This window comes from Streptomyces sp. M92, assembly GCF_028473745.1.
Taxonomy (GTDB): domain Bacteria; phylum Actinomycetota; class Actinomycetes; order Streptomycetales; family Streptomycetaceae; genus Streptomyces.
Genome location: NZ_CP101137.1, coordinates 2,914,463 through 2,927,774, shown reverse-complemented (window position 1 = coordinate 2,927,774; position 13,312 = coordinate 2,914,463). Strand labels below are relative to the sequence as shown.

Sequence of the window (13,312 nt, the reverse complement as noted above, 5' to 3'; positions counted from 1 at the left end):
CGACCTGGCCATGGGGGTCCGCTTCGCCTTCACCGGCGGGCGCGAGGGGTGGACCCGGGCGGTGCTGACGGCGGTCGGCGTCGGGCTCGGCGTGGCGCTGCTGCTGCTGACGACGGCGATCCCCAACGCGCTCGACGTCCGGCACGAGCGGGAGGCCGCGCGCACCGACATCACCTTCACCGACGAGCAGCCGGCCAAGGCGGACGACACCCTCGTGGTCGCCAACGTCGGTACGGACTTCCGCGACGACACCGTCCGGGGCCGGGCCCTGGAACCCGAGGGGCCGCGGGCGCCGCTGCCGCCGGGGGTGGAGAGGTTCCCGGCGAAGGGCGAGATGGTGGTCTCGCCGGCGCTGAAGGAGCTGCTGGAGTCGGACTCCGGCGCGCTGCTGCGCGAGCGGCTGCCGGACCGGATCATCGGCACCATCGGGGAGGAGGGGCTGATCGGCTCGGCCGAACTCGCCTACTACCAGGGCGCCGAAGGGCTCGCGCCGCACATCGACGGCGGCCGGGTCGCCCGCATCGACGGGTACGGCAACCCGAACGCCACCTCCGAGCGGTCCGACCCGGTGCTGCTCCTGCTGATCCTCGTCGTCTTCGTGGTGCTGCTGATGCCGGTCGCGGTCTTCATCGCGGCGGCCGTGCGGTTCGGCGGGGAGCGGCGGGACCGGCGGCTGGCGGCGCTGCGGCTGGTGGGCTCCGACAGCGGGATGACCCGGCGGATCGCCGCCGGTGAGGCGCTGGCGGGGGCGGTGCTGGGGCTGGTCTTCGGTGCCGGGTTCTTCATGATCGGGCGGCAGCTCGCGGGAACCGCCGAGGTGTTCCGCATCAGCGTGTTCCCGAGTTACCTCAACCCCTCGCCGCTGCTCGCCCTGCTGGTCGCGGTGGCCGTGCCGGCGGCGGCGGTGCTGGTGACGCTGTTCGCGCTGCGCGGGGTCGTCATCGAGCCGCTCGGCGTGGTGCGCGCGGGCCGGCCGCCCCGGCGCCGGCTGTGGTGGCGGCTGCTGCTGCCGCTGGCCGGCCTGGTGATGCTCTACCCGATGATCGGCAACGGGCGGGACAACGGGGAATTCAACCAGTACCTGGTGACGGGCGGCGTCGTCCTGCTCCTGGTCGGCGTGACCGCGCTGCTGCCGTGGATCGTGGAGGCCGTCGTCGCCCGGCTCGGTGCCGGTGGCGTGGCCTGGCAGCTGGCCGTGCGCAGGCTGCAGCTGAGCAGCGGTACGGCGGCACGCATGGTCAACGGCATCGCGGTGGCCGTCGCGGGCGCGATCGCGCTGCAGATGCTCTTCGCGGGCGTGGAGGACGACTACACCCGGCCCACCGGGCAGGACGTGTCGTTGGCGCAGATGGAGGTGGCCCTGCCGGACGGGATGCCGGTGACGCGGGTGGCCGACAAGCTCCGTGACACCGAGGGCGTGAAGGCGGTCTACGGCTACTCCGAGGGCTACCTCGGCGACCGCGCCCTGGAACCGGAGGCGATGACGTCCGTGACGGTGGGCGACTGCGCCGCGCTGCGGGAGATGGCCGACCTGCCCTCGTGCACCGACGGGGACGTGTTCGCCGTCCGCGGCGCCGAGTGGGACACCGGAGTCGACATGGCGAAGCTGGCCGAGCCGGGACGGAAGCTGTACCTCGACCCGTCGTACGAGGGCAGCCCGAGGAGCCTGGAGATCCCCTGGACGGTGCCGCAGGGCGTGAAGGCGGCCGAGCCGCGCCGCGGTCTGCTGGCCGGGATCGACCGGGGCGGTTTCCTGATCACGCCGGAGGCGATGCCGGACACGCTGGTGCCGGCCCTGGCCGGGCACGCCTACCTCAGGCTGGACGAGTCGGTGCCGGACGTGCACGACCGGGTACGGAACACCACGGCGGCCGTCCACCCGCTGGCGGACGCCATGGTGTGGGCGGCGACGGAGCGCACCGGCCGGTTCGACGCCATCCGCACCGGTCTGTTCGTCGGGGCGGCGTGCGTGCTGGCGCTGATCGGGGCGAGCCTGCTCGTCTCACAGCTGGAGCAGCTCCGCGAGCGGAAGAAGCTCCTGTCGGCCCTGGTCGCCTTCGGCACCCGGCGCCGCACGCTGAGCCTGTCGGTGCTGTGGCAGACGGCCATCCCCATCGCGCTGGGCCTGCTGCTGGCCATGGTGGTGGGCCTGACGCTGGGCACGGTCCTGCTGAAGATGACGAACACCCCGGTCGGCGTCGACTGGACCGGCGTCCTCGCCATGACCGGCATCGGCGCGGCGGTCGTCCTGGTGGTGACCCTGCTGAGCCTGCCCCCACTGCTGCGGCTGATGCGACCGGAGGGGCTGCGCACGGAGTAGGGCCGGGCCCGGGGCGGGGCTTCCCGTCCGGGGCCGCCTGCCCGGGGTCGGCAGTCCGGGGGCGGGCAGTCCGGGGCGGAGGCTCCGAGGCTGACGGTCCGGGGCGCACGGCCCGAAACTGACGGTGGCGGGCGATCCGGGGCGGGCAGCCGGAGCCGGGCGCTCCCAGCCGTCCGCCCCGGGGCGGACGGCTGGGGCGCACGATCCGAATCGGACAACCCGAGGCGGGCCCTCGGGGCAGGCGCCCCGAGGCGGACGGCCCGATGCGCACGGCCCGGTGCGCACGGCCCGAGACGCACGACCCGAGGCAGGCGGTCGTAGGCGGACACCCTCGATCGCCCGACCCACATCGGACAGCCCGGAACACACAAACCCAGGCAGACAACCCGAAACCGACGACCCAGGACGCACGAACCGATACGAGCAACCCTGGGCAGGCAGCCCCACACACAACCCGACACACGACCCGCCCCAGGCGATCGCAGGCAGACACCCCCGATCGCCCGACCCACATCGGACAGCCCGGAACACACAAGCCCAGGCAGACAACCCGAAACCGACGACCCAGGACGCACGAACCGATACGAGCAACCCTGGGCAGGCAGCCCCACGCACACGACCCGAGACGCACGACCCGAGGCGGGCGGGGCCGGTTCAGGCCCCGAGTGTCCGCACCGGCAGGTCCGTCATCGCCTCCCGCAGCGCCGCCGCCAACTCCTCGTACTCCGCGGAGCGGGCCGCGCCCGTGCGCATGGCGAGGGCGATGCGGCGGGTGGGGGCCGGGTCGGCGAAGGAGCCGGTGAGGAGCTGGCTGGAACGGGAGGTCTCCACGCGGACCGCCGTGCGCGGCAGCAGCGTCACGCCCAGGCCTCCCGCCACCAGTTGCACCAGCGTCGCCAGCCCGGCGGCCGTCGTGGTCGCGGGGACGTCCGCGCGGCCGGCCTCCCGGCAGATGTCGAGCGCCTGGTCGCGCAGGCAGTGTCCCTCGTCGAGGAGCAGCAGGTGCAGCTCGCGCAGCACCGAGCGCTCGATGCCCTCTCGCCCGCCGAGCCGGTGGTCGAGCGGCGTGACGAGCACGAAGTCCTCGTCGAAGAGGGGGAGTTCCGTGACGCCGGGGACACCGAGCGGCACCGCCAGCAGGAGCAGGTCGAGGCGCCCGGTGGACAGCCCCTCCAGCAGGCTCGCCGTCTGTTCCTCGTGGACCTGGAGGTCCAGGTCCGGGTAGCGGCCCTGGACCAGGCGCAGCACGGTGGGCAGCAGGTACGGCGCGACGGTCGGGATGACGCCGAGCCGCAGCGCGCCGGTGAACGGCGCACGGACCGCCTCCGCCTCCTCCAGCAGCGCGCCCACCTCCGCCAGTACCGCCTTCGTCCGCACCGCGAGGCGTTCCCCCGCCGGAGAGAGCAGCACCTTGCGCGTCGTACGCTCCAGGAGGGTGACACCCAGTGCCTCCTCCAGGGCGGAGACGGCGCCCGAGAGCGCCGGCTGGCTCATGCCGATCGCGGCGGCGGCGTCGCGGAAGTGCAGATGCTCCGCGACCGCCGCGAAAGCCCGCAGCTGGGCGAGACTGGGCTGCCTCTTCCTGCCCGACATTAATAGCCACCTCCGATCAACTCGACCGAGTGTAGCTATTTCCGTAATCAATGCACGCTGTGCCAACATCAACACCGTCCAACCCATGGGAAACACTCGCAAAACGGGTGTTTTCTCGCTGCGTTTTTTGGAGAGCGTGTGCTCACTGTCGGTGACAAGTTCCCCGAGTTCGATCTGACTGCCTGTGTCTCGCTGGAGAAGGGCAAGGAGTTCGAGCAGATCAACCACAAGACCTACGAGGGCAAGTGGAAGGTCGTCTTCGCCTGGCCCAAGGACTTCACCTTCGTGTGCCCGACCGAGATCGCCGCCTTCGGCAAGCTGAACGACGAGTTCGCCGACCGTGACGCGCAGATCCTCGGCTTCTCCGGCGACTCCGAGTTCGTGCACCACGCCTGGCGCAAGGACCACCCGGACCTGACCGACCTGCCCTTCCCGATGATGGCCGACTCGAAGCACGAGCTCATGCGTGACCTCGGCATCGAGGGCGAGGACGGCTTCGCGCAGCGCGCGGTCTTCATCGTGGACCAGAACAACGAGATCCAGTTCACGATGGTCACCGCCGGCTCCGTCGGCCGTAACCCCAAGGAGGTCCTGCGGGTCCTCGACGCCCTGCAGACCGACGAGCTCTGCCCGTGCAACTGGAGCAAGGGCGACGAGACCCTGGACCCGGTCGCGCTGCTGTCGGGGGAGTGAGCTGACGTGTCCCTCGACTCCCTGAAGTCCGCCGTACCGGACTACGCCAAGGACCTGAAGCTCAACCTGGGCTCGGTCATCGGCAACTCCGACCTCCCGGCGCAGCAGCTGTGGGGCACCGTGCTGGCGACCGCCATCGCCTCGCGCTCCCCCATCGTCCTGCGCGAGCTGGAGCCGGAGGCGAAGGCGAACCTCACGCCCGAGGCGTACTCGGCCGCCAAGTCGGCCGCCGCCATCATGGCGATGAACAACGTCTTCTACCGCACCCGGCACCTGCTGTCGGACCACGAGTACGGCACCCTGCGCGCCGGACTGCGGATGAACGTCATCGGCAACCCGGGTGTCGACAAGGTCGACTTCGAGCTGTGGTCGTTCGCGGTGTCCGCCATCAACGGCTGCGGCATGTGCCTGGACTCGCACGAGCAGGTGCTCCGCAAGGCCGGTGTGGACCGCGAGACGATCCAGGAGGCGTTCAAGATCGCCGCCGTGGTCGAGGCCGTCGGCGCCACGCTGGACGCGGAGGCCGTGCTGGCCGCGCAGTAGTCCCCGTGCGGGCCGCCTCCCCCAGCGGGAGGCGGCCGCGCGCACGACGACGGGCCCCGCTCACCGAGTCGGTGAGCGGGGCCCGTCGCGTCGCCGCTAGCCGGGTGAGGCGCCCGCGGGCGGCCCGTCTCCCGTGTCCCTCGCCGTGTCGTTCGCCGTGTCCTTCGTCATGGTCCTCGACACGTCCTTCACCGGCGCTTCCGTGCCCGCGCCCGCCGCGGCCCCGGAGCCCCCGGACCCCCCCGACGTCGCCGGGGACGTGTGCGTGGACGTCGCGCCGTGCGGCTTCGGCGCCTGTCGTACCGCGGCCTCCCGGGAGTACGCCCGCAGATAGCCGACGACCGTGTTCGTCACCGCCACCAGCGGTACGGCGACCACCGCGCCGCCGATGCCGGCCACCATGCCGCCCGTGGCCACCGACAGCACCACCGCCAGCGGATGGACCCGCACCGCGCGCCCCAGGATGAACGGCTGGAGGATGTGCCCCTCGATCTGCTGCACCGCCAGCACCACGACGAGCGTCATGACGGCCGCGAACACGCCCTGCGTCACCAGCGCCACGACCACCGCGAGCGCTCCCGAGATCACCGCGCCGACCAGCGGGATGAAGGCGAACAGGAAGATGAACACGGCCAGCGGGACGGCCATCGGCACGTCCAGGAAGTAGATGCCGAGACCGATGAAGATGGCGTCGATCAGCGCCACGATCACCGTGCCGCGCACGTACGCGGTCAGCGTCCGCCACGCGCGCGGGCCGGCACCGGCCACGCCCGGCCGGGCCGCCGCCGGCACCAGCTTCAGCGTCCACTGCCAGATGCGCTTGCCGTCGTAGAGCAGGAAGAGCGTCGAGAACGCGGCCAGCAGGATGCCGGTGAGCGCCTCGACGACGACCGTGACGCCCTCCAGACCGGCGGACGTTATCTGGTCGGTGTTGGCGCCGACCGCCTCGCGCAGGTTCTTGGCGATCTCGTTGATCTGCTTGTCGGTGACGTGGAAGGGGCTGTTCAGCAGCCAGTTGCGCAGCTCGTCGATGCCGTCCTGGACCTGGTCGGAGAGGTTGTCGATGTTCTCCATGACCTGCCAGGTCACGAACCAGCCGATCAGCCCCATCACCACGAACCCGAGGATCGCGGTGAGCGCGGTGGCCGGCCCCCGCGGCACCCCGAGCCGCCGCAGCCGTGCCACGGTCGGCTGGAGCAGCGCCGTGATCAGCAGCGCGGCCACGAACGCCAGCACCACCAGCTGGACCGCGCTGATCACCCGCATCAGCACCCACACGGTCCCCGCCAGGACCAACAGCCGCCACCCGGCCTCCGCCGCGACCCGTACGCCCCAGGGGACGGCCTGCGCGGGATCGGGACGGCTCTGGGCCACGAGCTGGTGCTGCGGTGCGGTGGCGTGCTCCGGGGACGGGTCCTGCCGCGACGTCGGCGCGTGGTGGGCGGCCGGTGACGGTTCGCCGTCGGGGCCCTCTCCCCGCGCCTCCTCGCGGCGCTGCTCCAACCGCTCGCTCATCTGCGTCAGTCCGGCGCCGAGCCGGCCGAGCCACCCTGGCACTCGCGACATGATCCGTCCTCTTCCCCCGTCTTTCCCCACCACTCCCCCCTGGAGTCGTTTCGGTCCGACCGTACCTCGCGGGCACGCGAAAGCCCCTCACCGAAGGACGGTGAGGGGCTTCGCGAGGTTGAGCGACGGGGCAACCGGTCTGTGCCGGGCGGTGCCGGACGGAACCGGACGGAACCGGGCGGGACTCAGTACCAGTGGTTGGCCTGCCAGAAGGCCCAGGCGTCGCACGGGCTGCCGTAGCGGTTGTCCATGTAGTTGAGGCCCCACTTGATCTGGGTGGCCGGGTTGGTCCGCCAGTCGGCGCCCGCCGAGGCGTACTTGCCGGCCGGGAGGGCCTGGAAGAGGCCGTAGGCACCGGAGGAGGGGTTGACGGCCTTGTAGTTCCAGCTGGACTCGTGGTCCACGATGTTGCTGAAGCACTGCCACTGGCCGCTCGGCACCATCTGACGGGCCATCGCCTGGATCTGGCTGATGCTGTAGGAGCTCTGGACGGAGAAGCTGGTGGCCTCGCGCTGGGCGTCGCGGCTGGCCGCTTCCTTCTCCGCCTCGCGCTTCTTGGCCTCCTCGGCCGCCTTCTTGGCCTTCTCCTGCTTGGCCACGGCGGTCTCGGCGGCTGCCTTGCGGGCCGCTTCCTCCGCGTCCTTCTTGGCGCTCGCGTCCGCGGCGATGGCCTGCACGTCGGCCTGCTGCGTCAGTGACGCGGTCTGCACCTGCGCCTGCTCGCCCATGGGGATGTCCGCAAGCAGCGTCGTGCCGGCTGCGGTGGCTTCCGCGTCGTTGTTCTGCGCGGTGCTGCCCGAGGCAACGCCGACGACACTTCCGACAGCGGTGACCGCCGTGGCCGAGGCCACTGCGAATCCCCGGACCGAGATCCGGCTCACACGGTTTCCTTCCAGCATCGCCCGCTTCGGTGACCCTCGCGGACGCAATCGTGCCCCTGACACTGGCCTCCCCAACTACGGGTCACGGGAGGCACGGGCCCGGTGGACAACTCCCCGTGGAGGGAGCGCCGCGTGGTGCTCGGGCGGCATACGACGCTGCTATGGAGTTGAGACTGGTGCTTCTGTCGTGCTGCCGTACCGCTGGGGATACAGCTGTGTCGTATGCGGGGCCTGACAGGAACGAGACTCTGCCGTAACCCGACGGGGTGAGGCAATTCTGTGTTGCGTGTGAAAGCTCACATCTCGTTTGGCCCAGGGGATTCTCGGAAAGCCACACACGCCGAGGCGCCGCCCGGCTAGGCTCTTCGCCTTCCGGACGGCGCCCACGTCACGCGTCATGCCTCAGATGTGGCCGTCCTCCAGCATTTCGGTCACGAGTGCCGCGATCTGCGACCGCTCGGACCGGGTCAGGGTGACGTGCGCGAAGAGCGGATGCCCCTTCAGCTTCTCGACGACGGCGACGACACCGTCGTACCGCCCCACCCGCAGGTTGTCCCGCTGTGCGACGTCGTGGGTCAGCACGACCCGCGAGTTGGCCCCGACGCGGGAGAGCACGGTCAGCAGGACGTTCCGCTCCAGCGACTGGGCCTCGTCCACGATCACGAACGCGTCGTGCAGCGAGCGCCCCCGGATGTGGGTGAGCGGCAACACCTCCAGCATCCCGCGCGCGGTCACCTCCTCGATGACCTCCCGGCTGGTGACCGCCGACAGCGTGTCGAAGACCGCCTGCGCCCAGGGGCTCATCTTCTCGGCCTCGGAGCCGGGCAGGTAGCCGAGTTCCTGCCCGCCCACCGCGTACAGCGGCCGGAAGACCATCACCTTCTGGTGCTGCCGCCGCTCAAGCACCGCCTCCAGCCCCGCGCACAGCGCCAGCGCCGACTTGCCGGTGCCGGCCCGGCCGCCCATCGACACGATCCCGACGTCCGGATCGAGGAGCAGGTCGAGCGCGATCCGCTGCTCGGCGCTGCGGCCCTTGATGCCGAACGCCTCGCGGTCGCCGCGCACCACGCGGACGCTGCCGTCGGGCGTGACCCGGCCGAGGGCCTTGCCGCGCTCCGACTGGATGGTCAGCCCGGTGTGCACGGGCAGCTCGGCGGCCTCGGGGACGTAGACCCGCCCCTCCTCGAAGAGGATGTCCACCTGCTCGCCGGGCAGCGTCAGTTCGGACATGCCGGTCCAGCCGGAGGCGTCCGTGATGGCGAGCTCGGCGCGGTACTCCTCGGCGAGCAGGCCGACGGAGGACGCCTTGATCCTCAGGGGGAGGTCCTTGGACACGACGGTGACGTCGTATCCCTCCGCCTGGAGGTTTCGGGCGACCGCGAGGATGCGGGAGTCGTTGTCCCCCAGGCGGTAGCCGGTGGGCAGCACGCTGGGGTCCGAGTGGTTGAGCTCGACACGGACGGTCCCGCCGAGATCACCGATCGGGATGGGGGCGTCGAGGCGACCGTGCCGCACCCGGAACTCGTCGAGCAGGCGCAGGGCCTGCCGGGCGAAGTAACCGAGTTCGGGATGGTGCCGCTTGGCCTCCAGCTCCGTCACCACGACGATGGGGAGCACGACCTCGTGCTCGTCGAAGCGGTTCAGGGCGTTCGGGTCGGCCAGCAGGACGCTGGTGTCGAGTACGTAGGTGCGCCTGTCTGGCTTGTGGCGCTTTGCGCTGGTCACCACGGAAGGACGTACCCCCTCGGATGAGGTCGGGGAGCGACGGAGTGGACGCTGGGCCGGGAGAGCGGGAACGAACCGGCCGGCCGACGGCCGCCCTGCACTGACGAGTCGGCCGGTCGACGGCCGCCCCGGACGGGCGCGGGCCGCGAACCGGCCCTCCGCCGCGTCTTCCGTGCCGTGACCGCACGGTGGGGCTGGTGCAAAGGGCCTCCCGGGCGGACGGCTCCGTGCCGTCCGCTGAGATACGACACCCGTGGTTCGGGCGTCGACCTGCTTGGTTTATGCCCTCGAACAAGCGCCGCCATGCCCCGGCACAGGACGACGCACCGGTGAACTCCTCATGACGCGCGCCCCTCGGGCGTCCGCCGGGCGACCCCGCCGGGAGACCCCGCCGAATGCGGGCAGAAAAAACGGGCCGGTCCGTGGGGGGGGGGAGACGGACCGGCCCGAGGGGGGGTTTCCACCATAACCCTTCGTAAGGGATGTCGTGTGCATCGGCATGCCACAACTACTCTCCGAAATCGCCCGGCAACGCCCGGGTAGGCATGGAAGCACTCATTCCGCCGTGAATCATGGCCGGAACAGAGCGGACGGGAGACAGAAAACCGCGCCCCGGCGCACCGGAGGGGCGACCTGGCAACGCCCCGCGCACACCGGCGCCCGCACGGCGGACCGCCCGCGCTTCCCCCCACCGGGTGACCTCACCGGCGAACCCTCGCTTGACCAGGCACCGCGCAGCCCCCTCCACTGCGCGGTGCCACACGCGCAGCTTTGCTCACGCGAACTACCTGGCACCGAACTTACGTGATCGGACCGGGCAGATTCGACGCGGTAAGGGCAACGATGAATAACGATGTGGAAACCCCGTGAGGATCGCCGGAGGATTCCGCACCCTCCCTCCAGGCACAGAATATTCACGGATATTTGCGAAGGTGCGCCATGTATGCCCAGAAGATCCCGCACAACCCCGCCCCCGCGGAAGCCACCGCCGATTCCGTCGAGGCCGCTCACTGGCCTACCGCTCCCCTGACGCTGCCTCATGACGAAGAGGGCGGCGATCGCTTGGGAGGCAGCGGGCGCACGATGCCTCGAACGGCAGTTCCTCGCCAACTCCGCCCGAACGGGCGCGCCGGTCGCCGAAGCGGCCGGCGCGCTGCCCGGCGTCCACACCCGGGTCCCCTCCGCGGCGGAGTCGTGGGTCGGCATCCGGGTCGACGGCCCGCCCCTGACGGACGTACGGACCATCGGCGACGCCGGGGACTCCCCGTCGCTCCTCTCCGTCGCTCCTCCCCGTCGCTCCTCCCCGTGGCTCCCTACTGCCGCGGCTTCCGGACCTCGAAGAGGTGCCGTGCGCTGTGGGCCACGAAGGGCCCCTCCGCCTCGATGCGCTCGTGCATCTCCAGCAGCCGGTCCCGGTAGGCCTCGACGGTGAACCCCGGGACCATCCACACGACCTTGCGCAGGAAGTGGACGACGGCCCCGACGTCATGGAACTCCATCCGCAACCGCTCCACCCGCAGATCGACGACCTCCAGCCCGGCCCCCTCGGCGCCGGCCCGTTCGCGGTCAGGGTGGCGATGGTTCCGGTTCTCCTCCGGCTGCGGCCCGAGAAAGAACTCGATGACCTCGAACACGCTGGCCGGACCGACGTGCTGGGCGAAGTACGTACCGCCGGGCGCGAGGACCCGGGCGATCTCCGACCAGTGCGGCACGACGGGATGCCGGCTCACGACGAGGTCGAAAGCCCCGTCGGCGAAGGGGAAGGGCTCGTCGTCGGGCGAGGCGACCACGGGGACGCCGCGGGGGCGGAGCAGTTCGGTGGCCTTCGCGACGTTGGGCGGCCACCCTTCGGTGGCGACGAGGAGGCCGGGCCGCGCGGGCGCCGCTGCCCCGAGGGCGAAGTCCAGCACCTCCCCTCCCCCGGTCTGCACGTCCAGCACGGCACCGGCCCCGGCGAGCCGCCCGCCCATGGCACGGGCGTACCCCCAGGAAGGCCGCGCCTCGGTGGCCCGCCCCTCGAACCAGGAGAAGTCCCACCCTTCGGTGGGGACGGCGGCGCCTTCGGTCACGAGGTCGTCGAAGGCGCGGGAGGCTGGGGGTGCCATGGGGGTCCTATCGGTGTGTCGGTGCGAGCGGGGAACGGCCGAGGGGAGGAGAGGGGAGGGGAGGGCGACGATGTCTACGCCACCAAGGGGCGGACCTCTTCGGCGGCGAACCGTACGAAGCCCTCCGGGTCCGGCTCGTCGCCCGTCGGCTGGAGAATCACGGAGTCCGCGCCAGCCTCGGCCAACCGCCGTACGGCCGCGGCAACGGCCTCCGCGTCCCCGGCCACACCAAGCCCCGGAACCCCGTCGTCCCCCTCGGCGACCAGCTCGGCCCGCAACCGCTCGTGGGCGCCGGCCCCGGTGGCGGCGAGTAGATAGACGACCACCTTGTGCGCCTGTGTCCGCCCGGCCGCCGCACGCCCCTCGTCGATCAGCCGCCGGGCCCGGCGTACGCCGTCCGGCGGGGTCGACGCGGTGAGAACGGTCCCGTCGGCGGCCTCACCGGCCAGCCGCAGCGAACGGGGGCCGGTGGCCCCGGCGAGTACCTCGACGCCCTCTCCCGGCGGCCAGTCCAGCGCCACGCCGTCGAGCCGGACGTACCGCCCCTCGGTCGTCACCCGCTCCCCCGCCAACAGGGCCCGCAGGGCGAGAAGATGCTCCCTCAGCAAGGTGACGGGCGACTCCACCCGCGCCCCGACCTGCCCCATCCAGTCCTGTACACCGTGGCCGACGCCGAGGATCGCGCGGCCGGGGAACATCCGGTGCAGAGTGGCAGCCTCCATCGCGGTGATCGCCACGTTCCGCAGGGGCACGGGCAACAGCCCGACCCCGACCCGCACCCTCTCGGTCCACGCGAGCGCGGCGGCGGCGGTGGAGATCCCACCCTCACGGAAACAGTCCTCCCAGAGCCACAACTCCTCCAGCCCCGCCTCGTCGGCGACACGAGCGACGGCACGCAGCCGCTCGGGGGCAAGCTGGGGGCGGAACACGGCGCCGAGGGCGGTCGTCTTGGGCGTCATGGGAGGCATGGGGGTCATGGAGGTCTTCCTACCTGCGCCTCCGGCGGGGGACAACCGCTTTACGGGGCGTTCCCCAAGGGCTTCTCGAAACGGACCGTCTCCACCACTTGGCGCAGGATCGCCCGGTACTCCTCCCTCCGGGCGGTGGCTGTGGTGCTGAGGGTGAGGACGGCGAGGCGGGTGCAGTCGGGGTGGGGGAGGTGGGCGTGGATCTGGAGGAGGGGAAGCGGCGGGAGGCCACTTCCTTCGGCACATTTCAGCGTGGTCTCGCTCAGAACACCCGGCCCGCATGGCAGTTCGAGGAGGGTGACATGTGTGCGCCCCTTATCCGACGTGACCACCCGCGCCGCTGTGACACCGCGCGGAGCCACGCTCGATTCACGCCATGAGATGGTGAAGAGGGAGAGCAGCGGGGAACCCGCCTTGGTTGAATCGACGTCGTCGAGATGCAAGCCCAGCGAGCAAAAGACGGTGCCTGCTTCGCATAGGGCTGCCAACATCTGCTGTCCCGCCGCGAACTGCGCGATGAACCGTTGGCGCTCTGCGCCATCCGACATCGATTCGAGCAAGGGAGCGACAGTCTCTTGCATCATCACGGCGGCAGACGAATCAGGCTCGGCAAGCAGGACGTCCAATGGCAGTGCCATGAAACCGGCTGGTTCGGCAAACCACAGCTCTGCGCAGAGGTCTTCGACGGACTCGTGAAGGACGATTGGCGGGGTGCTCACGGCAACCTTCTCTCCGCGGTGCGAGGAGCGACCGGGCGTACGCCCGCGCGTCGGCCCCGCTCGATGTCATCTGCCGTCGCGCACCAGTCACTGAACCGCTGACCACTCCGCTCACCGATTCGCTGCTCGACAATGTGCAGGCGTCGCGGTGTGGTGCCCTTCCCAGCGGGAGCAGCCACAACCCCAACGAAACGACAGT

Annotated in this window: 10 protein-coding genes; 3 read left to right on the top strand and 7 right to left on the bottom strand. The window is 71.2% G+C overall.

The window, feature by feature from the left end; genetic code table 11:
- Positions 1-10: 10 nt before the first annotated feature.
- Positions 11-2,320, top strand: coding sequence for an ABC transporter permease (locus tag M6G08_RS13470; protein ID WP_272591335.1), 2,310 nt, complete (start codon positions 11-13; stop codon positions 2,318-2,320).
- 654 nt (positions 2,321-2,974) lie between these two features.
- Here M6G08_RS13470 and M6G08_RS13465 read toward each other — a convergent pair.
- Positions 2,975-3,913: a LysR substrate-binding domain-containing protein gene (locus M6G08_RS13465; protein WP_272587397.1), complete on the bottom strand. Its 939-nt coding sequence runs from the start codon at positions 3,911-3,913 to the stop codon at positions 2,975-2,977.
- A 138-nt stretch (positions 3,914-4,051) separates the two neighbouring features.
- Here M6G08_RS13465 and M6G08_RS13460 point away from each other — a divergent pair, with 138 nt between their 5' ends.
- A complete protein-coding gene (locus tag M6G08_RS13460; RefSeq protein WP_100049627.1) occupies positions 4,052-4,606 on the top strand; it encodes a peroxiredoxin in 555 nt (184 codons plus the stop codon).
- Between the two features lie 6 nt (positions 4,607-4,612).
- Entirely contained in the window at positions 4,613-5,149 is a 537-nt protein-coding gene (locus M6G08_RS13455) for an alkyl hydroperoxide reductase (protein WP_217246645.1), read from the top strand.
- Positions 5,150-5,245: 96 nt separating this feature from the next.
- Here M6G08_RS13455 and M6G08_RS13450 read toward each other — a convergent pair whose 3' ends face one another.
- The 6 genes from M6G08_RS13450 to M6G08_RS13425 all read right to left on the bottom strand — a co-directional run bounded on the left by M6G08_RS13450 (position 5,246) and on the right by M6G08_RS13425 (position 13,113).
- Positions 5,246-6,715 (bottom strand): AI-2E family transporter, encoded by a 1,470-nt coding sequence (locus M6G08_RS13450; RefSeq protein ID WP_272587396.1) that lies wholly within the window; start codon positions 6,713-6,715, stop codon positions 5,246-5,248.
- Between the two features lie 185 nt (positions 6,716-6,900).
- A complete protein-coding gene (locus tag M6G08_RS13445) occupies positions 6,901-7,596 on the bottom strand; it encodes an aggregation-promoting factor C-terminal-like domain-containing protein (protein ID WP_272587395.1) in 696 nt (231 codons plus the stop codon).
- Between the two features lie 402 nt (positions 7,597-7,998).
- Complete coding sequence (phoH2, locus tag M6G08_RS13440) at positions 7,999-9,324, bottom strand: RNA 5'-3' helicase PhoH2 (protein WP_272587394.1); 1,326 nt, start codon at positions 9,322-9,324, stop codon at positions 7,999-8,001.
- 1,310 nt (positions 9,325-10,634) lie between these two features.
- Positions 10,635-11,426, bottom strand: coding sequence for a class I SAM-dependent methyltransferase (locus tag M6G08_RS13435; protein WP_272587393.1), 792 nt, complete (start codon positions 11,424-11,426; stop codon positions 10,635-10,637).
- Positions 11,427-11,500: 74 nt separating this feature from the next.
- Positions 11,501-12,385, bottom strand: coding sequence for an LLM class flavin-dependent oxidoreductase (locus M6G08_RS13430; RefSeq protein WP_272587392.1), 885 nt, complete (start codon positions 12,383-12,385; stop codon positions 11,501-11,503).
- 59 nt (positions 12,386-12,444) lie between these two features.
- Positions 12,445-13,113 carry a hypothetical protein gene (locus M6G08_RS13425; RefSeq protein ID WP_272587391.1) on the bottom strand — a complete coding sequence of 223 codons (669 nt, stop codon included), beginning with the start codon at positions 13,111-13,113 and terminating at the stop codon, positions 12,445-12,447.
- Between the last annotated feature and the right edge of the window lie 199 nt (positions 13,114-13,312).

What these genes read in the sequence shown, in the direction of transcription:
- M6G08_RS13470 (WP_272591335.1), top strand. Translation starts at nt 11, where the DNA reads ATGGGGGTCCGCTTCGCCTTCACCGGCGGGCGCGAGGGGTGGACCCGG.
- M6G08_RS13465 (WP_272587397.1), bottom strand. Translation starts at nt 3,913, where the DNA reads ATGTCGGGCAGGAAGAGGCAGCCCAGTCTCGCCCAGCTGCGGGCTTTC.
- M6G08_RS13450 (WP_272587396.1), bottom strand. Translation starts at nt 6,715, where the DNA reads ATGTCGCGAGTGCCAGGGTGGCTCGGCCGGCTCGGCGCCGGACTGACG.
- M6G08_RS13435 (WP_272587393.1), bottom strand. Translation starts at nt 11,426, where the DNA reads ATGGCACCCCCAGCCTCCCGCGCCTTCGACGACCTCGTGACCGAAGGC.
- M6G08_RS13430 (WP_272587392.1), bottom strand. Translation starts at nt 12,385, where the DNA reads ATGACGCCCAAGACGACCGCCCTCGGCGCCGTGTTCCGCCCCCAGCTT.